Origin of the sequence: Paracoccus fistulariae (assembly GCF_028553785.1) — a bacterium.
Classification (GTDB): Bacteria; Pseudomonadota; Alphaproteobacteria; order Rhodobacterales; family Rhodobacteraceae; genus Paracoccus; species Paracoccus fistulariae.
Map to the genome: position 1 here is coordinate 575,082 of NZ_CP067136.1, position 22,327 is coordinate 597,408.

22 protein-coding genes and 1 pseudogene are annotated in these 22,327 nt (G+C 64.0%); 16 read left to right on the plus strand and 7 right to left on the minus strand.

Annotated features, from left to right (window positions below):
• Positions 1 to 66: 66 nt before the first annotated feature.
• From JHX87_RS02930 to JHX87_RS03005, 16 genes are all read left to right on the plus strand, one after another.
• Positions 67 to 573 carry a MarR family winged helix-turn-helix transcriptional regulator gene (locus JHX87_RS02930; RefSeq protein WP_271886349.1) on the plus strand — a complete coding sequence of 169 codons (507 nt, stop codon included), beginning with the start codon at positions 67 to 69 and terminating at the stop codon, positions 571 to 573.
• 393 nt (positions 574 to 966) lie between these two features.
• Positions 967 to 2,058 carry a TRAP transporter substrate-binding protein gene (locus JHX87_RS02935; RefSeq protein ID WP_271886350.1) on the plus strand — a complete coding sequence of 364 codons (1,092 nt, stop codon included), beginning with the start codon at positions 967 to 969 and terminating at the stop codon, positions 2,056 to 2,058.
• 90 nt (positions 2,059 to 2,148) lie between these two features.
• Entirely contained in the window at positions 2,149 to 2,757 is a 609-nt protein-coding gene (locus JHX87_RS02940; protein ID WP_271886351.1) for a TRAP transporter small permease subunit, read from the plus strand.
• Positions 2,754 to 4,400, plus strand: coding sequence for a TRAP transporter large permease (locus JHX87_RS02945; RefSeq protein ID WP_271886352.1), 1,647 nt, complete (start codon positions 2,754 to 2,756; stop codon positions 4,398 to 4,400). The genes JHX87_RS02940 and JHX87_RS02945 overlap by 4 nt, the downstream gene beginning before the upstream one ends.
• 144 nt (positions 4,401 to 4,544) lie before the next feature.
• Entirely contained in the window at positions 4,545 to 5,294 is a 750-nt protein-coding gene (locus JHX87_RS02950) for a maleate cis-trans isomerase family protein (RefSeq protein ID WP_452460512.1), read from the plus strand.
• Between the two features lie 11 nt (positions 5,295 to 5,305).
• Complete coding sequence (locus JHX87_RS02955; protein ID WP_271886353.1) at positions 5,306 to 6,097, plus strand: alpha/beta fold hydrolase; 792 nt, start codon at positions 5,306 to 5,308, stop codon at positions 6,095 to 6,097.
• Between the two features lie 2 nt (positions 6,098 to 6,099).
• On the plus strand, positions 6,100 to 7,131 hold the full coding sequence (locus JHX87_RS02960) for a 2,5-dihydroxypyridine 5,6-dioxygenase NicX family protein (protein WP_271886354.1): 1,032 nt from the start codon (positions 6,100 to 6,102) through the stop codon (positions 7,129 to 7,131).
• Between the two features lie 63 nt (positions 7,132 to 7,194).
• Positions 7,195 to 7,848, plus strand: a complete 654-nt coding sequence (locus JHX87_RS02965; protein ID WP_272833822.1) for an isochorismatase family protein — start codon at positions 7,195 to 7,197, stop codon at positions 7,846 to 7,848.
• Positions 7,849 to 8,023: 175 nt separating this feature from the next.
• Positions 8,024 to 8,800 carry a serine acetyltransferase domain-containing protein gene (locus JHX87_RS02970; protein ID WP_271886356.1) on the plus strand — a complete coding sequence of 259 codons (777 nt, stop codon included), beginning with the start codon at positions 8,024 to 8,026 and terminating at the stop codon, positions 8,798 to 8,800.
• Between the two features lie 3 nt (positions 8,801 to 8,803).
• The gene (locus JHX87_RS02975; RefSeq protein WP_271886357.1) at positions 8,804 to 9,703 is read left to right on the plus strand and encodes a VOC family protein; all 900 of its coding nucleotides are present in this window, start codon (positions 8,804 to 8,806) and stop codon (positions 9,701 to 9,703) included.
• On the plus strand, positions 9,704 to 10,843 hold the full coding sequence (locus JHX87_RS02980; RefSeq protein WP_271886358.1) for a M20 aminoacylase family protein: 1,140 nt from the start codon (positions 9,704 to 9,706) through the stop codon (positions 10,841 to 10,843).
• The gene (locus JHX87_RS02985) at positions 10,840 to 11,751 is read left to right on the plus strand and encodes a LysR family transcriptional regulator (protein WP_271886359.1); all 912 of its coding nucleotides are present in this window, start codon (positions 10,840 to 10,842) and stop codon (positions 11,749 to 11,751) included. The genes JHX87_RS02980 and JHX87_RS02985 overlap by 4 nt, the downstream gene beginning before the upstream one ends.
• Positions 11,752 to 11,868: 117 nt before the next feature.
• Positions 11,869 to 12,780 carry an NAD(P)-dependent oxidoreductase gene (locus JHX87_RS02990; protein WP_272833824.1) on the plus strand — a complete coding sequence of 304 codons (912 nt, stop codon included), beginning with the start codon at positions 11,869 to 11,871 and terminating at the stop codon, positions 12,778 to 12,780.
• On the plus strand, positions 12,780 to 14,315 hold the full coding sequence (locus JHX87_RS02995) for an aldehyde dehydrogenase family protein (protein WP_271886361.1): 1,536 nt from the start codon (positions 12,780 to 12,782) through the stop codon (positions 14,313 to 14,315). Before JHX87_RS02990 ends, JHX87_RS02995 begins: the two co-directional genes overlap by 1 nt.
• Positions 14,316 to 14,343: 28 nt before the next feature.
• Positions 14,344 to 15,153 carry a DUF3100 domain-containing protein gene (locus JHX87_RS03000; protein WP_271886362.1) on the plus strand — a complete coding sequence of 270 codons (810 nt, stop codon included), beginning with the start codon at positions 14,344 to 14,346 and terminating at the stop codon, positions 15,151 to 15,153.
• Positions 15,154 to 15,155: 2 nt separating this feature from the next.
• A complete protein-coding gene (locus tag JHX87_RS03005; RefSeq protein ID WP_271886363.1) occupies positions 15,156 to 15,632 on the plus strand; it encodes a hypothetical protein in 477 nt (158 codons plus the stop codon).
• Here JHX87_RS03005 and JHX87_RS03010 read toward each other — a convergent pair.
• From JHX87_RS03010 to JHX87_RS03040, 7 genes and pseudogenes are all read right to left on the minus strand, one after another.
• On the minus strand, positions 15,593 to 15,868 hold the full coding sequence (locus JHX87_RS03010; protein ID WP_271886364.1) for a hypothetical protein: 276 nt from the start codon (positions 15,866 to 15,868) through the stop codon (positions 15,593 to 15,595). The two genes, JHX87_RS03005 and JHX87_RS03010, sit on opposite strands and share 40 nt — an antisense overlap.
• On the minus strand, positions 15,865 to 16,818 hold the full coding sequence (locus JHX87_RS03015) for an NAD(P)-dependent alcohol dehydrogenase (protein WP_271886365.1): 954 nt from the start codon (positions 16,816 to 16,818) through the stop codon (positions 15,865 to 15,867). The genes JHX87_RS03010 and JHX87_RS03015 overlap by 4 nt, the downstream gene beginning before the upstream one ends.
• Before the next feature lie 339 nt (positions 16,819 to 17,157).
• Positions 17,158 to 17,838: a GntR family transcriptional regulator gene (locus JHX87_RS03020; RefSeq protein WP_271886366.1), complete on the minus strand. Its 681-nt coding sequence runs from the start codon at positions 17,836 to 17,838 to the stop codon at positions 17,158 to 17,160.
• Positions 17,839 to 18,091: 253 nt separating this feature from the next.
• Positions 18,092 to 19,117: a trans-3-hydroxy-L-proline dehydratase gene (locus JHX87_RS03025; protein WP_271886367.1), complete on the minus strand. Its 1,026-nt coding sequence runs from the start codon at positions 19,115 to 19,117 to the stop codon at positions 18,092 to 18,094.
• A 13-nt stretch (positions 19,118 to 19,130) separates the two neighbouring features.
• A pseudogene (locus JHX87_RS03030) lies at positions 19,131 to 20,368 on the minus strand (NAD(P)/FAD-dependent oxidoreductase).
• 53 nt (positions 20,369 to 20,421) lie between these two features.
• Positions 20,422 to 21,348 carry a 4-hydroxyproline epimerase gene (locus JHX87_RS03035; protein ID WP_271886368.1) on the minus strand — a complete coding sequence of 309 codons (927 nt, stop codon included), beginning with the start codon at positions 21,346 to 21,348 and terminating at the stop codon, positions 20,422 to 20,424.
• Positions 21,339 to 22,298 (minus strand): dihydrodipicolinate synthase family protein, encoded by a 960-nt coding sequence (locus tag JHX87_RS03040; RefSeq protein ID WP_271886369.1) that lies wholly within the window; start codon positions 22,296 to 22,298, stop codon positions 21,339 to 21,341. Before JHX87_RS03040 ends, JHX87_RS03035 begins: the two co-directional genes overlap by 10 nt.
• Between the last annotated feature and the right edge of the window lie 29 nt (positions 22,299 to 22,327).

Sequence of the window (22,327 nt, forward strand, 5' to 3'; positions counted from 1 at the left end):
CATGCCGGGGGCATGATGCCCTGTGCCTGGCTATATGAGCGTGCCGATCACTGAGATGATATTGATATGACCAAACAAAATGCAGGCACTGCCGAAGAGGAAAGCCCGTTCGGACAGGAAAAATACGACGACCTCTGGGGGCGGCCGGGCTATCTGATCCGCAGACTTCATCAGATCCATGTCGGTCTGTTCAGCGAGGCCTGCGGCGGGCTGGATCTGACGGCGGTGCAATATGCGATGCTGTCGGTGCTGTTCTCGGGCGGGGGGAAATTCGACCAGCTTTCGCTGTCCAAGGCCGTGGGCGTGGACCGCACCAGCGGCGCGGATGTGATCAAGCGGCTTGAGCGTCGCGGTCTGATCGCGCGCGAACCGTCGACCGAGGATCGCCGGGCGTTCGTCGTCAGCATCACCGAGCAGGGGAAAGAGGTCGTGCGGCAGGTCCGGCCGATGATGGAGGCGGCGCAGGACCGTCTGGTTTCACCCCTGACCAGCCGCGAGCGTGACACGTTCACCCGTCTGCTGCGCAAGATGATCGAGGCGAATAACGACGCCTCGCGCGCGCCCATGGCCTGACCTGCCACGGGCGCCATGCCAGCGGTCCTGCCGCTGGCCACGAAATCCCGACATCACCGATCATTCGTCAGCACCGCGCCAGGCAGAGCGGCGCAGGCGGCGGCGTTGATCCGCAGGACCATCGCGGGACGCTCACCTGCGCCGGATCCGCATGCAGAAACAAGTTCCGCACGCTTTTCTGGCGATCATCTGCACCCGCGCGGATGATCCTCCGGGGATTGCCAGGCTGCAGATGACAGCGCCGCCGCCTGCTCTGGTTGCGACGGAGTCCCCCGTATTTCTCGGAACATCCTGTTGACGAATGATCAGTATACCTCTTAATATCTGCAGTACACAGCCTAAAAGATTCGCTGATCAAGCGACCTGAAATGTTGTGATGGGAGGAGTATCACTTTGAAAAGACGTAACTTTCTGACAAAGGCCGCAGGCATGGCCGGGGTTGGCGTTCTGGCCGCGCCCGCAATCGCACAGGCGCAGGATGTGGTGCGCTGGCGCATGTCGGCCAGTTGGCCGAAGACGCTGGATGTCATGTACGGATCGGCCGAACAACTGGCCGAACGGGTCAGGGAACTGTCCGGCGGGCGCTTCGAGATCCGCGTGTTCCCGGCGGGCGAAATCGTTCCGGCGCCGCAGAATCTGGATGCGGTCGCCAATGGCTCGGTCGAATGCTGCCACACGCTCAGCTCGTTCCATCTGGGCAAAGAGCCCGCGCTGGCCTTCGATGCCGGGATGGCCTTTGGCCTGAACGCGCGCCAGCAGATCGCCTGGCTGGTCCAGGGCGGCGGGCAAGAGCAGTTGCGCGATCTTTACAAGAGTTTCGGCACCGTGAACTTCAACTGCGGCAATACCGGCGTCCAGATGGGCGGCTGGTTCCGCAAAGAGATCAAATCGGTCGATGACATCAAAGGTCTGACCATGCGCATCGGCGGCATTGGCGGCATGGTGCTGTCTAGGCTGGGCGCGATCCCGCAGCAGATTGCCGCGGGCGATATCTATCCCTCGCTGGAAAAGGGGGCCATCGACGCCGCCGAATGGATCGGCCCGCATGACGATTACCGCCTTGGGCTGCACCGCGTCGCGCCCTATTACTATGCGCCCGGGTGGTGGGAAGGCAGCGCCGCCATCACCTGCCTTGTCGGCGAGAAAGCCTGGACCGACCTGCCGCCAGACCTGCAGGCGATCTTCACCGTCGCCTGTAACGAGCAATCGCGCAACATGCTGGCGCGCTATGACGCGCTGAACCCGGTCGCGCTGCGCAAACTGATCGCCGAGGGGGCGAAAGTATCCTATTTCCCGCGCGATCTGATGGATGCGGCCTATGCCGCAGCGCAGGAGCTGTGGGTGGAACTGTCCGATACCAGCCCGCATTTCGCCGCGATCTATCCGCAGTGGAAAGCCTTCCAGGAAGAGGAAGTCCTGTGGTTCCGCATCGCTGAAAGCGCGCTGGACGGCTATACCAACCGCGTCGTCGGCCAGACCGGCTAATCTGCCAGCCCAAAAGGGAAAGCAAGGAACGTCAGGCGCTGCACCGCGTGCAGGGCCTGGCCCTCTGCACCCTTTCAAGAGAGCGAGCGTATGACCGCATTCCTATCCCTTTCCCGCGCGATCGACGGCCTGAACCTGATGGTCGGCCGGGTCCTGTCCTGGGCCGTGATCGTCGTCGTCGTCATCAGCACCGCCAATGCGCTAAGCCGGAAATTCCTTCATATCGGTTCGAATGCCTGGCTGGAGGCGCAGCTTTACCTGTTCGGGGCGCTGTTCCTGCTTCCGGCAGGCTATACGCTGCTGAAAAACAGCCATGTGCGCGTCGATATCCTGTCGTCGCGTCTGCCCAAGCGGACCCAGATCGGGATCGAGATCTTCGGCGTGCTGTTCCTGATGTTTCCGCCCGTGCTGCTGGTCGAATATTACGCCCTGCCGATGTTCCTGAACTCGTTCGACAGCGGCGAGCGTTCCGCCAATGCGGGCGGGTTGCTGCTTTGGCCGGGCAAGCTGCTGGTGCTGCTGGGCTTTGGCCTGCTGTTTCTGGCGGGCGTGTCGCATCTGATCAAATGCGTGGGCTTTCTGCGCGGTCTCTGTCCCGATCCGACGGCCCGCGATTGCGTCACCGAAGAGGACCAGCTGGTCAAGGACCTGATGGCCGAAATCGACACACCCGATGACGACATGCGGAGGAAACCATGACCGCGTTTCTGATCGCAAATATCGCCCCGATCATGTTCTGCAGCCTCATCCTGTTGATGCTGCTGGGCTTTCCGGTCGCCTTCGCCCTTGCGGCCAATGGCATCCTTTTCGCGCTGATCGGCATGGAACTGGGCCTGCTGTCGCCGTCGCTGCTGCAGGTGCTGCCACAGCGCATCTTTGGCATCATGATGAATGACGTCTTGCTGGCGCTGCCCTTCTTTACCTTCATGGGCCTGCTGCTGGAACGATCCGGCATGGCCGAGGATCTGCTGGAGACGATCGGCCAGCTTTTCGGCCCGATCCGGGGCGGATTGGCCTTTGCCGTGGTCGCGGTGGGCGCGCTGCTGGCGGCGACGACGGGGGTTGTCTCGGCCTCGGTCATTTCGATGGGGCTGATCTCGCTGCCGATCATGCTGCGCTATGGCTATGACCGCAGCGTGGCCACCGGCGTCATCGCCGCGTCGGGAACGCTGTCGCAGATCATTCCGCCCTCGCTGACGCTGATCATTCTGGCCGACCAGCTTGGCCGCCCGGTGGGCGACATGTATCAGGGCGCGATCCTGCCCGGGCTGGTGCTGACCGGGATGTATATGGCCTATGTCGCCTATATCGCGATCATCCGCCCGTCCCGCGCGCCGGCGCTGCCGCCCGATGTGCTGGTCCACCGCGAGGCGAATGGCCGCTCGGGCGCGCTGTCGCTGGTGGTGGTCTTTGTCGGCGCGGTGGCGATCACCTGGATCTGCATCCAGATGCTGATGTCGCCCGACGCCGCGCGGGACGAGCGTATCGTGACCGGCTTCGCGATCTGGAGCGTGCTGGTCTTCGCCGTGGCGGTGCTGGACAAGATGCTGAAGCTGGGGATGCTGTCGAAAATCGCCAGCCGGACGATCTTTGCCATGGTGCCGCCGCTGGCGCTGATCTTTCTGGTCCTGGGCACGATCTTCATCGGTGTCGCCACCCCGACCGAGGGCGGCGCGATGGGCGCGATGGGGGCCCTGCTGCTGGCGCTGCTGAAGGGTCGGCTGACGTTGCAGCGGTTCGAGCAGTCGATGGAATCCACCATGCGGCTGACCAGCTTCGCCATCTTCATCCTTGTCGGCTCGACCATATTCGCGCTGACCTTCCGGGCGGTGAACGGTGATCTTTGGGTCGAACATCTGCTGGCGACGCTGCCGGGCGGGGAATGGGGTTTCCTGATCTTTGTCTGCATCTTCGTCTTCATCGCGGCCTTCTTTCTGGATTTCTTCGAACTGGCCTTCATCGTCATCCCGCTGCTTGGCCCGGTGGCCGAGTCCATGGGCATCGACATGGTCTGGTTCGGGGTCATCATCGCGGTGAACATGCAGACCAGCTTCATGCATCCGCCCTTCGGTCTGGCGCTGTTCTATCTGCGATCGGTGGCGCCGCATTCCGATTACAAGGATGCGGTCACCGGGCAGACGGTGGCCAAGGTCACGACCGGCCAGATCTATCGCGGCTCGATCCCGTTCATCTGCATCCAGATCGCCATGGTCGCGCTGGTGCTGGCCGTCCCGCAGATGGTCACCCATTACAAGGCCTCGCATGACGCCGATGTGGACCCCGCCACGGTCGAGATCCGCTTTGACGGACCGGATTACGGCGCGGACAGCCCGTTCAACTGACGGCATCTGGCGGGTCTGGCAGACAGGGCCGGACCCGCCAGATGCAGGCGGCGCGAACCCACCACGCCGCATAGCCAAGACATCTCACAGGCGCGCCCGGGACATGCCCCAGGGCCCGCATCAGACAGCAGAAGGACAACAGACATGCGCTCTTACCGCATCGGGCAGATCGTGCCCTCTTCCAATATCACCATGGAGACCGAGATCCCGGCCTTGCTGAGATCGCGCGAACTGGTCGCGCCCGAGCGGTTCACTTTTCATTCGTCACGCATGCGGATGAAGCATGTGACCAAGGACGAACTGGCCCGGATGGATGCCGACAGCGACCGTTGTGCGCTGGAACTGTCGGATGCCCGCGTCGATGTGATGGGCTATGCCTGCCTGGTGGCGATCATGTCGATGGGCCTTGGCTATCACCGCCATTCGCAGGAGCGGCTGGGGCAGGTGACGCGCGACAATGATGCCGAGGCCCCCGTCGTGACCTCGGCCGGGGCGCTGATCGAGGGGCTGCAGGCGATGGGCGCGAAGAAGATCGCAGTCGTCGCCCCCTATATGAAGCCCTTGACCGAGATGGTCGTGAATTACATCCGCAACGAAGGCTTCGAGGTCGTCGATTATCGCGCGCTGGAGATTCAGGATAATCTGGCCGTCGCCGCCCATGACCCGATGAACCTGCCGGGCATCGTCGCCGGGATGAATACGGCCGAGGCCGATGTGATCGTGCTGTCTGCCTGTGTGCAGATGCCCTCTTTGCCCGCCGTCACCACGGTCGAGGCGCAAAGCGGCAAGCCGGTCCTGACCGCTGCCGTGGCGACCACATGGCAGATGCTGCGCGCGCTTGATTTGCCGACCCGTGTTCCGGGCGGCGGCGCGCTGCTGTCTGGCGCTTATTAAGGGGGACTGTGATGGCACGCGGTTATCACCTTCACGCCAATGGCATTCGCCAGCATCTGATCCATTACCCGGGGCCGGGCAGGCAGATGTTGCTGATCCCCGGCATCACCTCGCCCGCGATCACCTGGGGCTTCGTGGCCCAGCGGCTGGCGGAACGCTTTGACGTGCATGTTCTGGACGTGCGCGGGCGCGGCCTCAGCCAGGGCGGCGATCTGGACTATACGCTGGATGCCATGGCGCAGGACGCCGTCGCGCTGGCGCAAGAGATGGATCAGCCCATCGTGTTGGGCCATTCGATGGGCGCGCGCATCGCCATCCGTGCGAATGCGCTGGACCCGGACCCTTTTGGTGGCTTCCTGCTGGTCGATCCGCCGATGTCGGGGCCGAACCGGCGCGCCTATCCGTCGCAATGGCCGTGGTATGGCGATTCCATCCGCATGGCCGAGACGGGCTGCTCGGCCGAGGACATGCGGGCCTTTTGCCCAAGCTGGAGCGAGGAGCAGCTGCAGTTGCGCGCCGAGTGGCTGCATAGCTGCAACTGGGGCGCCGTCCGCATGGCCTTTGACGGCTTTCACACCGACGACATCCACGTCGATATTCCGAAAATCGCCAAGCCCGCGCGTCTGGTGATCGCAGGCGGGGCCACGGTGGTCGATGCCGATGATCAGGCCGAGATCGCGGCCCTGAACCCTGCCATCGAACACCGCATCGTCGAGGGCGCCGGGCACATGATCCCCTGGGACGATCTGCAGGGCTTTCTGGATGCCGTCATGGATTTCAACACCGAACCGAAAGGGACATGAGAATGGACCATACGAGCTTTACCGAGATCTGCCTGCATCAGCTGAAGATGTCGGGCGTGCATGAGGGCGAAAAGCTGATCGTCCTGACACAGGGCAATGACCGGCTGGCCTATGCCGATGCCTTCATGGCGGCGGGCCAGAGGCTTGGGGCAAAAATGTATCACATGCGCCTGCCCGCGCCGCTGCCCAGCGATGGCTGGGCGGTGGGCGTGACCGGTCTGGCATCGATGCCCGAAGCGGTCGAGGCGCTGAAGCAATGCGACATGCTGATCGACTGCGTGTTCCTGCTGTTCTCGCCCGAACAATTTGCCATTCAGGCCGCAGGCACGCGCATTCTGACCGCGGTCGAGCCGCCCGAACTGCTGGCGCGGATGCTGCCCACGCGGGAGCTGCGCGAAAAGGTCGAGATCGCGGCAGAGATCCTTGATCGGGCCAAGGTCATGCGCATTACCTCGCCCCACGGGACCGATGTGACCTACAAGCTGAACACCTATCCGACCGTGCCGGAATATGCCTGCACCGACACGCCCGGCCGCTGGGATCACTGGCCGTCGGGCTTTGTCTTTACGGGCGGGGATGATGATGGCGTCGATGGCACCATCGTCGTGGCGCCGGGCGATATCCTGCTGCCGCAGAACATCATGACGCGCGAGCCGATCACCTACACCATCGAAAAGGGCTGGATCACCGATATTCGCGGCGGGCTGGAGGCGCAGATCGTCCGTTCCTACATGGACAGCTTCAACGACCGGCGCGGCTTCGGGATGAGCCATGTCGGCTGGGGCATGAACCCCGATGCCAAATGGCACAATTTCGTGCCGGGCGAATTTCCCGGTGGCATGGGGATGGAGCCGCGCAGCTTCTATGGCAATGTGATGTTTTCGACCGGCCCCAATAATGAGCTGGGCGGCCCGAATGACACCGCCTGCCATCTGGATATCCCGATGCGGAACTGCTCGCTCTTCCTCGATGACGAAGCAATCGTCATCGATGGCGATATCGTCGTGAAAGAGATCCAGCTTGCGCGCGACTAAGCCGCAATCGCCTTGCCCCTGCCGGTCAGTGACCGGCGGGGTTTTCAATGAATGAGGATGAGCATGTCTCAGGAACAGATCTACAAGGATGCGGGCTTCGGTGCGCCGGTTCTGCGCGGTCGGCGGCCGGCCATCGTCGTGGTCGATTTCAGCTATGGTTTCACCGACCGGCGCTATCCGACCGCCTCGGATGCAGCGGCGCAGATGGCGGCGACGCGCAAGCTGACCGATCTGGCGCGCGCCAGAGGCTATCCGGTCATCTACACCACGATTGCCTATCATCCCGGCGAATTGGACAGGCTGGCCTGGCTGAAAAAGGCCACCGGCATGAGGGCGCTGGTCGAGGGGTCGCGTCTGGTCCAGATCGACGCGGCCACCGGCATCCGTCCCGAAGATGTCGTGCTGGTCAAGAAGGGGGCGTCGGCCTTTGCCGGAACGCAACTGGCGGCGCTGCTGACCGGGGCAGGGGTCGACACGCTGATCGTGACCGGTGCCACCACCTCGGGCTGCGTCCGCGCCACATGCGTCGATGCGGTGACTGCGGGTTTCACCGTGCTGGTTCCTGCCGATTGCTGCGCCGACCGCGCGCAGGCGCCGCATGACGCCAATCTTTACGATATCGCGCAGAAATACGGCGACGTCACCGACAGCGCCGACATCCTCGGCTGGCTGGAAAACCTGGGCAATTGCAGCACCTGCGTCGCAAGGGCGCGGTAAGGCGCGACCCGCAGGTGCAGGCATCGCGGTCGCCGTTCGGACAGGCGGCTGATGGGTCGGCCTTCGCCAGCGCCCCGGTGTTCTTTCTAGGGCAACACAAGGTTGCAAACTTGCGTCTTGTCGGGATCGCTCGATGCGGTGCACTCTTGGGGGATGATCAAGGCTTTGGGCTGACATGAACATCAATCCCCTGACCGGCAGCTTGCTGACATCGGTGCGCAATCTGTTTGCGGCGGAACCCGAACTTGCCGATCTGTTTCGGTATGATCCCCGGCAGGTGGCAAGCCTGCCGGACCTCTTGGCATCTGTGCTGGCGTCCTGCCTGCCGCAGGGCGCGCCGCAAAGCCGGATTCGCAAGATCGCAGGCGAGGTCTTTGCGCAGGATCCAGACGCGGTCGGGATGGCGCTGGACGATCTTCTGGTCACGGCGGCGCGGGATCAGGATCCGGGCGGCGCCGCACATGTTCTGCATTTTGGCCATGGCTATCACGTGCTGCTGTCCTATCGCCTGACCCATGCCCTTTGGATGGCCGGGCGCAGGACGCTTGCGCTGGCGGTAAAGGGGCACTTCACCCGCGCCCTGTCGGCCGAAATATGGCCGCAGGCACGCATTGGCAGGGGAATCTGGCTGGATCACGGGTTGGGGGTCGTGATCGGCCAGACCGCCGTGATCGAGGATGATGTCAGCCTTTGGCACGGCGTCACCCTGGGCTCGAACTTCGTCGATATGGGCGAGGGGCGGCATCCGGTTCTGCGGCGCGGTGCGGTGATCGGGGCTGGCGCCCTGATCCTTGGCCCGGTCGAGATCGGCGCGGGCGCAACGGTTGCCGCCGGTGCCGTCGTCACGCGTGACGTACCCGCAGGCCATGTCGTTACCGGTCCGCGCGCTGCGGATCGCGGGCCGGGCCGGTTTTCGGGTTTCTTGACACTGCAGGATGTGAAAGGGGGCTAGGCGATGGCACTGGGCATTGATCACCCGCTTGTCTGTGTCCGCGATATCGACCGCGCGCGCGACACCTATATGCAGCTTGGCTTCCGGATGCGGCCGCCCGGTCGGCATCCGTGGGGAACCTCGACCGCGCTGGTGATTTTCCGCGATCAGTTGCTGGAACTGGTCGGCATCTATGACGAAAACCTGCTGGACAGCTACCCCGCAGGCGGCTTTCTGTTCGGGCGTCACATCCAGCGCTGGCTGAAACAGCGTGAGGGCGTCTCGATCAGCGCCTTGCATTCGACGGATGCGGCGGCAGATGCGGCGGCGGTGATCGGGCGGGGCGGCCATTGTGACGGCACCATCGAATTCGGGCGCGACGTGATACGGGATGACGGCACCGCCGACCGGACCGCGACGACGCTGAAGGTCTTTACCCGCGCAGGGCTGCCACGGCTGACGATGTTCGCCTGCCAGCAGCACCGGCGCGACCTGATCGAATTTCCCGAATGGATGGACCATCCGAACAGCGCCTTCGGATTTGCCTCGGCCACGATCATGGCCGAGCCGGCCGATCAACCCGCGGTCCGCGACTGGATGGCGGCGCTTTACGGGCCGGGCGCGCTGCGCGACACCCATTGGGGCTTTTCGGTGGCAACCGGTAATGGCGACTGGCGCGTCGTCAGCCGGGCATCCGCCGCTGACCTGTTGGGCCCGCTGCCACCCGATCTGGCGGCAGATGGCGCGCCCTCGGTCATCGCGCTAGGGATCAAATGCCGCTCGCTTGCTAGGCTTAGGCCATTTGTCGAAACGGGCGGATTTGCCCATCAATACTGCGGTGACACGCTGGTGCTGCCCCAGATCGGGCGTCTGGGCGGGGTCATGCTTGGCTTTCGTGAAGTCGCCGACAGTCAGGGGGGATAGATGTTCGACCGGACCGAGATAGATGAGGCCATCGCCTGGCGGCGGGATCTGCACCGTCACCCCGAACTGGGATTTGAGGAGCATCGCACATCGCAGATGATCGCCGGATTGCTGACAGGCTGGGGCTGGCGCGTTCATCGCGGTCTGGCTGGCACCGGCATCGTGGCGCAGATGGGGCAGGGCGGCCTAAGTATCGGCCTGCGCGCCGATATCGACGCCTTGCCGATCGCCGAGGCGACGGGGCTGCCCTATGCCTCGGTCAACCCCGGCAAGATGCATGCCTGCGGCCATGATGGTCACACCGCGATGCTGCTGCTGGCGGCGCGACAGATCGCGCGCGATGGCGTGGAGGGCGGCACGGTGACGCTGATCTTTCAGCCGGCCGAGGAAAATGACGGCGGCGCGCGGGTGATGATGGAAGAGGGCCTGTTCCGTGACTTTCCGGTGGATCGGGTGTTCGGCATCCATAACTGGCCGGGTCTGGCACCGGGACGGATGGTGGCGCGGGATGGCAGGATGATGGCCGCCTTTGCCGTGTTCGAGATCGAAATTTCCGGGCGCGGCGGACATGCGGCGATGCCCGAACAATCGGACGGGGTGATGGCCGCCGCAGGCGCCATGGTCGGCGCGCTGCAGGAAATTCCGGCCCGGGCGCTGTCTCCGCTGGAACCGGGCGTCGTGTCGGTGACGCAGATCCATTCCGGCTCTGCCTGGAATGTCTGCCCCGACAAGGCAGTGCTGCGGGGCACGGCGCGCTGGTTCGATGCGGGGGCGGGCGATGTGCTGCAGCAGCGGATCCACCGCGTTGCCCAAGCCGTTGCGGATGCGCAGGGGTGCACGGTCCGCGTCGATTATCAGCGCCGCTACCCTGCCACGATCAACGCCCCGGCCGAGGCCGGACTGGCGCGGGATGCTGCCCGGGAACAGGGGCTGGATACGGCCGATGCCGCGCCCAGCATGGCCTCGGAGGATTTCGCCTTCATGCTGCAGGCGGTGCCCGGCGCCTATCTGTGGCTTGGTGCCGCGCGCGACGGCGACAACCCCGGCCTGCATTCCCCGCGCTTCGATTTCAACGATGCGCTGCTGCCTGTCGGCGCAGAGCTTTGGGTGCGGCTGGTCCGCCGCTGTCTGGCCGCATGAAGGACGCGCTGGACAGCCGCTTTCTGCGCGAATTTCTGGCGGTGGCACATCTGGGGTCGATCCGGCGCGCGGCCGAGCGGTTGAATCTCGCGCCATCGGCGATCTCGCGCAAGATCACGGCCGCCGAGGCGCGCTTGGGCGTCGCATTGTTCGAGCGCAGTTCGAAAGGCGTCGTGCTGAGCGAGGCAGGAGAGCTGCTGCGCGAACATGCCCAGCATTTGCAGGACGAACAGACCTATCTTCTTGACCAGATTGGTCATTACCGCGACGGTCGCAGCCAGCTGGTGCGGATTGCGACGGGTGAGGGGTTCACCTCTGATCTGATGGCCAATGGCCTGTTGGAACTGACGCGCGCGCATCCGGACCTGCGCTTCGCCATCGACCATGCCGGGACCGAGGAGTTGCAGCGCCGCGTGGTCGAGGGAGAGGCCGATATCGGCATCGCCTATAACACCACCCTGACCGAGACCGCGCGCTCTTTGGCGCATGCGCGTCAGCCGCTCTGCGGCATCGTGCCCGTCAATTCGCCGCTGGCCACGCGCAAAAGCGTGACCTTGGCCGAGATGCTGGATCAGCCGCTGGCAATGCTGAATGCGGCGCATGGCATCCGGCATCTTGTCGGACAGGCGGCCGCAGATCGTGGTCTGGCGCTGCGGGTGCAGATTGAAACCGCATCGATTGCGCTGCTGCTACGCTATGTCTGTGTCGGGGTCGGTGTCAGCTTCCTGCCCCGGTTCTCTGTCGCCAGTCAGGCCGAACGCGGTGATCTGGTCGTGCTGGATATCGAGGAAGAGTCGCTGCAGCGGGTCAGCACCCATCTGCTTGTCCGCGCCCGCCGCCGCCTGCCCCGATCGATTGAACTGGTCGCGAACATCCTGTCGCAACGGATGGTCGCCTTTCGGGACTAGCGTTGCTGTTACGGCAACGCATCGTGCGCAAAGAGGCGGCTTCCTGCGGCTGCCGGGCTGCGGATAGCCTTGGTCCGAAGCGCGTCGAAACGGACGCGACGACACGGGGTTCACTCGATGGCAGAAACAGATGAAGTGACAGTCGGGGTGATCGGCCTTGGCGCCATGGGATTGGGGATGGGGCTTAGCCTTGTCAAAGCGGGGTTCACCGTCACCGGCTACGATCCCGCCGATGGTGCCCGCCGCCGCGCCGAGGCCGAGGGGATCGCGCCGCTGGCAAGCGCGGCGGCGGTGTTCGGGGTGGCCGATGTGATCGTCCTGTCGCTGCCCACCGCGCAGCATGTCGAAACGGTGATCGCGGAGGCAACCGAGGCTGGCTGGCTGGCAGAGGGGATCGCGCCGAAGGTGGTGATCGACACCTCGACCTCCGAGGCTGCCGTCAGCCGCAGGCTCTCTGCGACGTTGGACGCCCACGGCCACGGCTTTCTGGATGCGCCGGTCAGCGGCGGGCCGTCCGGCGCAGCCTCGGGCCAGCTTTCCGTCATGCTGGGCGGGGATCCGCGATGGGTGGCGCAGGGCATGCCCGCGCTGAAGGCGATGGCGGCAAGGATCATCCATGTCGGCCCCAGCGGTTCGGGGAATGTCGCCAAGCTGGTCAATAACATGCTGGTGGCCAGCCATATGGTCACGACGGTCGAAGCGCTGCGTCTGGCGCAGGCATCTGGCGTCGAACCGGAAGATGCGCTGCGGGTGATCAACGCTGCCACCGGGCGCAGCGCGCTGTCGGAAATCCACTTTCCGACCTGGGTATTGCCGCGCAGCTTCAACAGCGGCTTCTCGACCGGATTGATGCGCAAGGATCTGCGGCTGGCGCGCGCCCTGGCCGCCGAGGTCGGGATCGCGACGCCGATGGCCGACCGTGCCGCCGCGCTGTGGGATGAGGCGAATTCCGGCCTGTCCGATGGCGATGATTTCATGCTGATGGGCGATCCGGCGGTCGACCGCCTGACGGAAAAGGAGAAACCGTGATGGTGAAGGATATGACCGACATCTCTGGCAGGGTGGCAGAGCTGTTGACGGAACTGACCGGCTCGGCCGAGGTGCAGTCCTGGGTCGGTGGCGAACTGACGGCCGGCACCGGCAGCGAACTGGAACTGACCGATCCGGCAACGGGTCAGGTCTTTGCGCGTTACCGCGACGCCGGGCCGGATGTCGTGGCACGCGCCGCCGAAGCTGCGACCGCCGCGCAACGGGAATGGTTTTCAAAGACCGCGTCAGAGCGTGGCCGGATCATGTTCGAGATCGGCCGACAGATCCGCGCCCATGCACAGCCGCTGGCCGAGCTTGAGGCGCTGTCGGCCGGGCGCCCGATCCGCGACACCACGGGCGAACCGGCGCGCATGGCCGAGATGTTCGAATATTACGCGGGCTGGTGCGACAAGATCACCGGCGACGTGATTGCCGTGCCCTCCACCCATCTGAACTATACGCGGCAGGAACCTTTGGGCGTCGTGGCACAGATCACACCGTGGAACGCGCCGCTGTTCACCTGCTGCTGGCAGGTCGCGCCGGCGATCTGCGCGGGCAATGCGGTGATGATCAAGCCATCGGAACTGACGCCGCTAAGCTCTGTCGTCATCGGCATGCTTTGCGAAAAGGCGGGTGTCCCCAAGGGGCTCGTTAACGTCATCGCCGGAGATGGACCGGGATCGGGGCAGGCCATGATCGACCGGCCGGAAACCGCGCTGGTGGTCTTTGTCGGCTCGGCCCAGGCGGGCAGCGTGATCGCGGCGGCCGCGGCCAGACGCCTTATCCCGGCTGTTCTGGAACTTGGCGGCAAATCGGCCAATATCGTCTTTGCGGATGCCGATCTTGACCGCGCGGTCATCGGCGCTCAGGCGGCGATCTTTGCCTCATGCGGGCAAAGCTGCGTGGCCGGATCGCGGCTGCTGGTTCACCGCTCGATCCATGCCGAATTCGTCGACAGGCTGGCGTCCGCCGCCGCCCGCATCCCGGTCGGTGTGCCGATGGACCCGGACACGCAGATCGGGCCGGTCAACAATCTGCGCCAATGGTCCAAGATCGACACGATGGTGCAGGACGCCGTGGCTCAGGGGGCCAGCATCGCCAGCGGCGGCGCCTGTCCGGCGGAGCTTGGCAAGACCGGGGGCTTTTTCTATGCGCCGACCGTGGTGGATGCGGTGGACCCCGGCATGACCATCGCCAAGGAAGAGGTGTTCGGGCCGGTCGTCGCCGTTCTTCCCTTTGATGACGAAGACCACGCCGCCGCGCTGGCCAATGCGACACCCTATGGGCTGGCGGGCGCGGTCTGGACGCGGGATGTGGGCCGCGCGCACCGGATGGCCGCCAGGGTCAGGGCGGGCACATTCTGGGTCAACAGCTATAAAACCATCAATGTCATGTCGCCCTTTGGTGGCTTCGGCAAATCCGGCTATGGCCGCTCATCGGGCCGAGAGGCGCTGGCGGCCTATACCCAGACCAAATCCATCTGGGTGGAAACGGCTGAAAACCCGGTTCAGGGTTTCGGCTATGCGCCGGGATGACCCAATAACACCAACAGAGAGGGAACTTATGCAGATCAAGGAAATCCTGTTTGACTGGCGGCTGCATCTGGCCGTGCTGATCATCACCGTCATTGCCGAGATGATCGGCATCATCAGCCTGCCGATCGGGATCGGTTCCATCCTGCTGCTGCCCTTGCTTTACGCCTTCGTCATGGGCCTGCTGATCAATCCGAACGTCATCCCCGCCGCCCGCGCGATCATGACCGAACGCGAGGTCAGGGCCGCGACCCCGATGATCGTGATCGCGATCATGCCCTTCATTGCGAAATTCGGCACCATCATCGGCCCGTCGATGCAGACGATCATCGATGCTGGCCCCGCTTTGATCCTGCAGGAGCTTGGCAATCTGGGCACGGTCGTGCTGGCCTTTCCGGTGGCGGTGCTGCTGCTGAAGATGGGGCGCGAATCCATCGGTGCGACCTTTTCCGTCGCGAGAGAGCCGAATATCGCCATCATCGCCGACAAATACGGGTTGAAAAGCCAGGAAGGGGCCGGCGTCATGGGCGTCTATGTGATCGGCACGCTGTTCGGCACCTTCATTTTCGCCATTCTCGCCTCGGTCCTTGCCACCACCGGCCTGTTCTCGATCGAGGCGCTGGCCATGGCCTGCGGCATTGGCTCGGGGTCGATGATGGCGGCATGTTCGGGCGCATTGGCCAGCGCAGTTCCCGAAATGAAGGACCAGATCCTGGCCCTTGCCGGGGCCAGCAACCTGCTGACCTACGCGACGGGCATGTATCTGTGCGTCTTCGTGTCGCTGCCGCTGACCGAAAAACTTTACGACTGGCTGGCCCCCAAGACCCCTGCAGGAGAGTGACCATGAGCGACGCAGAAACCTTTGAAGAGCCGACCACCGACGGGAAATTCGGTCTGGCGGAACATGGCGCGGCGCTGATCGTCGTCAGTCTGATCGCGTTGGTCGGCAATACCGTGGCGACAGAAAACACGCTTCCGCAGGGGCTGGTCGGGCTGATCATCCTGTGGGTGATGTGCATGATCGGCCTGCTGATGACTGAATATATCCCGCTGAAACTGCCCTCCGTGGCGTGGATTTCGCTGGTCGGCATCCTGGCAACCCTGCCCTGGATGCCCGGCAGCGCGTGGATCGTGGACAAGGTCAGCCATGTGAATTTCCTGACGCTCGCGACACCCTGTCTGGCCTATGCCGGGATCGCGATTTCCAGGCGAGAGATCGACATCGCCAAGACATCCGGCTGGAAGATCGCGGTCGTCGCGGTGCTGGTCATGACCGGCACCTATGTCGGATCGGCACTGGTGGCGCAGATGTTCCTGTAGAGAAAGGCTTCGGAAACTGCGCTTTCCGCCTGTTGATTTTCTTCCCTTCGACCGTTCAGGTCGTGGGGGTGACAGGCGGTATCCGTGCGGCGTTCCTTGAGATCCCGGTCGCCATCATGCGCAAAACCGAACCTCATCGGTCCGTCGCACGAGTTATTTCCCAGTGATGCCGACAGCAGGCGCAAAATTTCCGGGCTGATCGGGACAGCGGCGCGAAATCCGCTGTCGGCGATCACATCACCACCACGACAGAGCCGCGTTTGTGCCCGTTTTCGGCAAGGGCATGTGCCTTTTCGATATGCTCAAGCGCGAATGTCGCGCCGATAACCGGGCGCAGCGCGCCGCGTGAATGAAGATCAAGCACTCTTCGCATCGCATCGGACCCGTCGGCCGAGGATGTCCCGCTGACCCGGCGACCATCCCGGCGTTTGGGTCGCAGCATTGCGCCGATCATGGTGCCAAGGGATGCCGTCACCGGCAACAGCATCCCGCCGGGTGCCAGCAGGGCCTCTGCCTGCCGCCAGGGCAGGGTCCCGGCAATATCCATGATTACGTCCCATTGCCCCTTCGGTGCGCCGTCGCGGTAATCATGCAGATGATGGGCGCCCAGATCGCGGGCAAGATCGTGGTTCTGTGCACGACAGACCGCCGTGATCTTGGCCCCGCAAAACCGAGCAATCTGAATTGCGGCGCAACCGACCTCTCCGGTCGCGCCATTGATCAGCAGCCTTGCACCCGGTCCGATCCCGGCCTTGTCGATCAGAAAATCGGCGGCTGTAAGCCCGCCAAAGAACAGGGCTGCGGCTTCGGTATCGCCAAGGCCGTCCGGTATCGGCAGGATGCGTTCGGGCTTGATGATCAGCGCTTCCGCATGCGCCGCCATCGCCATGCCGGTATTGCCGAAGACGCGCGCATCTTGGGGCAAACTCAAGGCCGCCTCAGTGAGCCTGCCACTGAAGAACATGCCCAATACCGGCTGCCTTGGTCGCCGAAGCCCAAAGGCAAGGCGCAAACCCGCCGAAAGCCCCGGAGGCGCATCGGCCGCCCTGATCCGGGCATCGCCCCGCGTCACCGCCGCGGCCTTGACGGTGATACCGACCAACCCCTTGCGCGGCACCGGCGCGGGCAGCGTCTCTATCCTGACGACGTCTGGACCACCATAGGCGCGGATGACAGCGGCTCTCATTCCTTTTCCGACCTCCGCTCCGCTGACAGGTTCGACTCTCTGTCTGCAGGCGATTCTGTTTTGCGTCGCGATGAATATATCCGTCAGGGCGTCAATCGTCGCATTCTTCGTTCGGCCACGAAGCTGCCGCTTCGACACTCGGCAACGCAGCGGCAGGAAACGGAGGAACGCCAAGTTTCGGTGCCCTTGGCCTGCAAACGCCTCGCCTTGCCAAAAACCACGTTTCGCGGAGAACCTCGATATTGCCCGTCGACTGCTCGGGATTGCGCGAACACCGCACTGGCCCTTCCGTCGCAAAGCAACGCGAAGGGTTAGACGTGGCGCGTGATCGTATCTGCCTCAATCGCCCGATTGCAGCCTTTGTCGCTCGATCATCGCCAGCAATTCGCTTTTCGCGCGCGCGATATGTCGGGTCAGCAGGGTGGCGCCGCCCGATGCATCGCCTTGCCGGGCGAATTCCAGCAGCTTGCGGTGCTCTTCCTTGGCCGGTTCGCGCTGTTCCATGACGCTCAGGTGGATGCGCACGTAGCGATCCGAATGCAGGTGCAGACGTTCAAGGAACTCCATCGACATGCGCCGATCTGCGGCCGCGTAGAGGGCCATGTGATAGGCAGAGTTATATTCGCCCCAAGTGCTGACATCTTCGGTTTCATAGGCTTCGTCCATCCGCGCCAGAAGGCGCTCGCAGCTGTCGAAATCGCGTTCGGTCATCACGGGGATGGCGCGGCGAAGCAGGTCCACCTCGATCAGGATGCGCAGATCAAAAATCTCGGCGATTTCCGGCAGCGAGTGCCTGACCACCGAGCCGCCGCGGTTGTTTTCCCATTGCAGAAGGCCCTCGGCAGCGAGCCGTTTTAACGCTTCGCGCACCGGCATGCGCGAGACGTCATATTCCTGAGCCAGAAGCTCTTGGCGGATCGCCTCACCCTCGGCCAGTTCGCCGCTGAGGATCCGTTGCCGCAGGTCGCTGGCGATCATTTCGGGCAGACTTTCCTTTTTGACCGCGCGTCTTCCAGCCATGCCACTCCTCGGATGTATATTGGATGCGAAATGTCGAACACATTGGATTATAGGACAATGTCCGGGCGTTCAGAAGGCGAAATCTGTTTTGGAACGCGGTCATGCCGATCGGGTCCAGCATGTGCAACCGCGTCAGATCGAGCCGCGCATATAGAAATATCGCGGTCTGCCAAACGGCTGCCGTGACGCACAGGGTCGGCGGCGGGCGGAGGCGCGGCGCGGGCAGTTGCTGCGCGCCGCGACCTGCCTTGCGTCACGCGCCCCAGGTGTCGGACAGGCGGTAGCCGCCCGGCCAGGGATCATCCGGGTCCAGCATGTGCTGATGGATGCCGGTGATCCAGCCGCGACCGCTGATTTCGGGCCGGATCGCGGGCCGGTCGCCGACCGTCGTGGTGCCCAGAATGCGACCGGTAAAGCGAGAGCCGATGATCGAGACCGCCTCGAAGCTTTCGCCCACGCGCAACTCTTTGCGCGCGGCCATCAATGCCATGCGCGCCGAGACGGCAGTTCCGGTGGGCGAACGGTCGACCTTGCCGGGCTGGATGGCAACGGCGGATTTCCCGGTGACGCCCGTCTCGGTCGCTGTCAGTGGCCCGCAGAAGGCACAGAAAGAGATATGGTCCCAGTCGGGATTTTCCGGATGGCGGAAGCCAAGCTGCCTGTTCGCGGCATCGGTGATCCGCACGCCCAGTCGGGCGATGTCCTTGGCTTCGCGTTCGGTGATTTCGAAGCCGAGCGATTGCGCGTCGACCACCACGAAGCTGTCGCCGCCATAGGCGGTGTCGACGGTGATCGTGCCCAGCCCCTCGACCTCAAGCGGTACGGCGATCTTGTCGGCAAAGCTTGGCAGGTTCTCGACAAAGATCCGCTGCGCCTTGCCATTGCTGCATTCGGCACGCACCCGCACCAGCCCGCCCGGAGCCTCGATCACCATATGTGTCTCGGGCTCTTGCATCGGGACCAGCCCGCCATCCAGCAGCACGGTCGAGACGCAGATCGAGTTCGAGCCGGACATGGGCGGGGTATCTTCGGGCTCCATGATGATCCAGGCGGCCACCGCCTCGGGATGTTTTGGCGGGACCAGCAGATTGACATGGCGAAAGACACCGCCGCGCGGCTCGTTCAGGACGAATTGGCGCAAGGTCTGATCTTCGGCGATAAATTTTCGTTGCTGCCAGATCGTCTCGCCCGGGGGCGGCAAGACGCCACCGACAATGACATCGCCCACCTCGCCCTCGGCATGGGCGGAAATCACGTGGATCGTCTTGATGCTGCGCATCTGAATCTCCTTCTCAGAAACGGTCGGGCCGATAGGGGGCAAGGGGGATCGCGCTGTCACGGCCCTGCACCAGATCGCTGATCAGCTCGGCGGTGGCGGCGGATTGCGTCAGCCCCAGATGGCCGTGCCCGAAGGCGTAGATGACATTGCGGGCCTGCGGCGATGGGCCGATCACCGGCAGCGTGTCGGGAAGTGAGGGCCTGAAGCCCATCCATTGCGTGCCGCCCGATGTGTTCAACCCCGGCAGAAAGGATGCAGCCTTGTCCAGCAGCACCTCGGCCCGGCGATAATTCGGCGGCAGGACAGGCCGCCAAGTTCGACCGCGCCACCGATGCGCAGGCCGCCATTGATCCGGCTGACGACAAAGCCGTGTCCCCCGAAGGTCAGATGGGTGCGAAGATCAAAGGCGCCACTGGGCAGCGTCGTGTTATAGCCGCGTTCGGTTTCCAGCGGGATGCGATCGCCCAGGCGGCGGGCCAGATGATGCGACCAGGCACCGCAGGCCAGGATTGCCTTGTCGGCTGACATCCGGCCCTCGGCATGGGTGATCTGAACCCGGCTGCCATCCGGCGCCAGTTCGCGCACATCGGCGCGCAGGATCTGGCCGCCCTGCTGCCGAAAGGCCGCCGCAAGGTGCAGCGTCCAGGCCATGGGGTCGGTCGTATTGATCCAGTCGGGGGTAAAGCCTGCATGGGTAAAGCGAGGTGACAGGCCCGGCTGGATTTCGGCGATCTCCTGGGGGCGCGTCAGCAGGTCGTAGCGGATGCCGTGGCGGCGGCGCAATTTCCACCCCGGAAGCGCATCGCGAAACTGCGCCTCACCTTCGTAGAGCTGCAATTGCCCGTCGCGCTGGATCAGCGCCTCGCCATCCGTGGCCGCGATCTGCCGCTCCAGCGCCTCACGCGCCAGCCCCATCATTGCCGCCTGTGCGCTGACCGAAGCAGAATGACGATCCCGCCAGCTTGCACGCCAGAAGCGCAGCATCCAGGGCGCGATATGCAGCGCATAGCGCGGCGGGATCGACAAGGGCCCCAGGGGATCAAGCAGCCATCCGGGCGCCTTGCGCATGATCCCCGGCGCGGCCAGCGGCATGACGTCGGCAAAGGCAAATGCGCCCGCGTTGCCCTGAGATGTCTCTGCCGCGACGCCCTTGCGGTCCAGCACACGCACGACATGACCCTGCCGGACCAGTTCCAGCGCGATGCTGATGCCAATGATACCCGCGCCGATGACGACAATAACCTGCGACATATGCCTGGCCTCTTGATTGACGGGAAGGGCAGGGGCGCCCGACGGAAAAGATATCAGAGAATGCCGTCCCGGAAGGGGTCGGCGGGATCGAAGACAAGGGTGCTTTCAGCCATGACATGCGCCTGACCGGTGATCCGGGGGATCACGCCGCCGGTCGGGCCGGGCTGATAGGACAGGCGATAGGCGCTGCCGATCACGCTTTCCAGCGTGATGTCTTCGCCCGGCGCCAGGGCGCCCGACGCGGCAAGGCAGGCGATCAGTGCCGAACTGCCGGTCCCACAGGGTGAGCGGTCATATTCGTCATCTGGACACAGCACAAAGTTCCGCCGCAGCGTCGCGGGGTTGGGACTGTGCCCGGTCAGGATGACGTGATCGACCTGCTGACCCTCTGACCCGGCAAGGTTCGAGAGGTGGCAGGCCGTGCGGATGGCGATGGCCAGCTGCGTCAGCGCCGGAATATTCGCTGTCGTGACCGGTATCGGGCTGTCTGTGATGAAAAACCAGTTGCCGCCATAGGCCATATCGCCGGTCACATCGCCATGTCCCGGCACCTGCAGGGTGACCGAGCCGTGGATGCGGCGGCTTTCGATATTCGTGACAGAGACGGTCTGTGGATCATGCAGTTGAACGGTCACAACGCCGGCAGGGGTCTCTACCCGATGGACGCCCTGCGCCATGCGGCCCAGACGGGCCAGCGTCACCGCAAGCCCGATGGTGCCATGACCGCACATGCCCAGTACCGCGTCGGCGTCGAAATAGATGACCCCGGCGATGCAGGTTGGATCCTGCGGCGGCACCAGCAGCGCAGCGACCATTCCGGCCTGCCCGCGCGGCTCTTTCAATATGCCGGTGCGAAAGGCCGCGTGATCGCTGGCCAGCATCAGCGCGCGTTGCGAGAGCGGACCCGTGCCCAGGTCGAGGCCACCATCCAGGATCACCCGCGTGGGCATCCCGCCGGTATGGCTGTCGATCACATGCATTCAGCGATCATCCCGCCCTGGCGTGACCAATCGGCGAACCAGGTGCGAAACAGATGGTATTGCTGTTCGCAGTAATTTCGCTGCGCGTCGGTCAGTTCATCGGTTTCATTGAAGTGCAGGCGGTATTCCTCTTCACCGTTCAGCACCAGCAGGTATTTGTAGTAAAGGACCAGATCAGTGCCCTCATCGAAGCTGGCCAGAACGCCAAAGGCCTCTTCCAACTCACGCGCCCGCATCCGCGCCTCGGCATGACCTCCGGCTGCTTTCTGTGCCAACGCCGCCAGCAACAGCGCCTCTTTCGGCAATGCGGTGCCGATGCCCGTGATCGAGCCTGTCGCGCCACAATTGACAAATCCGTGGTAGACTTCGGTATCGACCCCGACCATCAGCGTCACCTGATCGTCCTTGCTGGTGATATGCTCTGCCGCATAGCGCAGGTCGTCCTTGCCGCCGAACTCCTTGAAGCCGATCAGGTTCGGGTGTTCGGCGCGCAGGGCGAAGAACAGATCGGCGCGGGTGGCAAAGCCATAGACCGGGCTGTTGTAGATGATCGCAGGCACGTCCGGCGCGGCGGAAAGGATCGTCTTGAAATGGTTTCGCTGTGCGATCACCGAGGTTCCGCGTGACAAGACGCGCGGAATCACCATAAGTCCTGCGGCCCCGACCTCTTGCGCATGGGTAGCCAGCGCCACGGCCGAGCGAGAGTTGATGGCGCCGGTGCCGACCACCGTCGGCACCCCGGCCTCGATCAGCCGCGCCACGCCAGTCATGCGGTCCTGATCGCTGAGAAGCGGCCAGTCCCCCATCGATCCGCAATAGACCACGGCGGACATGCCGACCTCGATCATCTCTTTGCCCTTTCTCACAAGGGCGTCGAAATCCGGGCTGCGGTCGGCTGTGCAAGGCGTCATCAGGGCAGGCATGGTGCCGCTGAAAATGTTCTGGGACATGGGGGCTCCTGTCTGGATCTGTGGCTGGT

What these genes read in the sequence shown, in the direction of transcription:
- JHX87_RS02930 (WP_271886349.1), top strand. Translation starts at nt 67, where the DNA reads ATGACCAAACAAAATGCAGGCACTGCCGAAGAGGAAAGCCCGTTCGGA.
- JHX87_RS02940 (WP_271886351.1), top strand. Translation starts at nt 2,149, where the DNA reads ATGACCGCATTCCTATCCCTTTCCCGCGCGATCGACGGCCTGAACCTG.
- JHX87_RS02945 (WP_271886352.1), top strand. Translation starts at nt 2,754, where the DNA reads ATGACCGCGTTTCTGATCGCAAATATCGCCCCGATCATGTTCTGCAGC.
- JHX87_RS02950 (WP_452460512.1), top strand. Translation starts at nt 4,545, where the DNA reads ATGCGCTCTTACCGCATCGGGCAGATCGTGCCCTCTTCCAATATCACC.
- JHX87_RS02955 (WP_271886353.1), top strand. Translation starts at nt 5,306, where the DNA reads ATGGCACGCGGTTATCACCTTCACGCCAATGGCATTCGCCAGCATCTG.
- JHX87_RS02960 (WP_271886354.1), top strand. Translation starts at nt 6,100, where the DNA reads ATGGACCATACGAGCTTTACCGAGATCTGCCTGCATCAGCTGAAGATG.
- JHX87_RS02965 (WP_272833822.1), top strand. Translation starts at nt 7,195, where the DNA reads ATGTCTCAGGAACAGATCTACAAGGATGCGGGCTTCGGTGCGCCGGTT.
- JHX87_RS02970 (WP_271886356.1), top strand. Translation starts at nt 8,024, where the DNA reads ATGAACATCAATCCCCTGACCGGCAGCTTGCTGACATCGGTGCGCAAT.
- JHX87_RS02975 (WP_271886357.1), top strand. Translation starts at nt 8,804, where the DNA reads ATGGCACTGGGCATTGATCACCCGCTTGTCTGTGTCCGCGATATCGAC.
- JHX87_RS02980 (WP_271886358.1), top strand. Translation starts at nt 9,704, where the DNA reads ATGTTCGACCGGACCGAGATAGATGAGGCCATCGCCTGGCGGCGGGAT.
- JHX87_RS02985 (WP_271886359.1), top strand. Translation starts at nt 10,840, where the DNA reads ATGAAGGACGCGCTGGACAGCCGCTTTCTGCGCGAATTTCTGGCGGTG.
- JHX87_RS02990 (WP_272833824.1), top strand. Translation starts at nt 11,869, where the DNA reads ATGGCAGAAACAGATGAAGTGACAGTCGGGGTGATCGGCCTTGGCGCC.
- JHX87_RS02995 (WP_271886361.1), top strand. Translation starts at nt 12,780, where the DNA reads ATGGTGAAGGATATGACCGACATCTCTGGCAGGGTGGCAGAGCTGTTG.
- JHX87_RS03000 (WP_271886362.1), top strand. Translation starts at nt 14,344, where the DNA reads ATGCAGATCAAGGAAATCCTGTTTGACTGGCGGCTGCATCTGGCCGTG.
- JHX87_RS03005 (WP_271886363.1), top strand. Translation starts at nt 15,156, where the DNA reads ATGAGCGACGCAGAAACCTTTGAAGAGCCGACCACCGACGGGAAATTC.
- JHX87_RS03015 (WP_271886365.1), bottom strand. Translation starts at nt 16,818, where the DNA reads ATGAGAGCCGCTGTCATCCGCGCCTATGGTGGTCCAGACGTCGTCAGG.
- JHX87_RS03020 (WP_271886366.1), bottom strand. Translation starts at nt 17,838, where the DNA reads ATGGCTGGAAGACGCGCGGTCAAAAAGGAAAGTCTGCCCGAAATGATC.
- JHX87_RS03025 (WP_271886367.1), bottom strand. Translation starts at nt 19,117, where the DNA reads ATGCGCAGCATCAAGACGATCCACGTGATTTCCGCCCATGCCGAGGGC.
- JHX87_RS03035 (WP_271886368.1), bottom strand. Translation starts at nt 21,348, where the DNA reads ATGCATGTGATCGACAGCCATACCGGCGGGATGCCCACGCGGGTGATC.
- JHX87_RS03040 (WP_271886369.1), bottom strand. Translation starts at nt 22,298, where the DNA reads ATGTCCCAGAACATTTTCAGCGGCACCATGCCTGCCCTGATGACGCCT.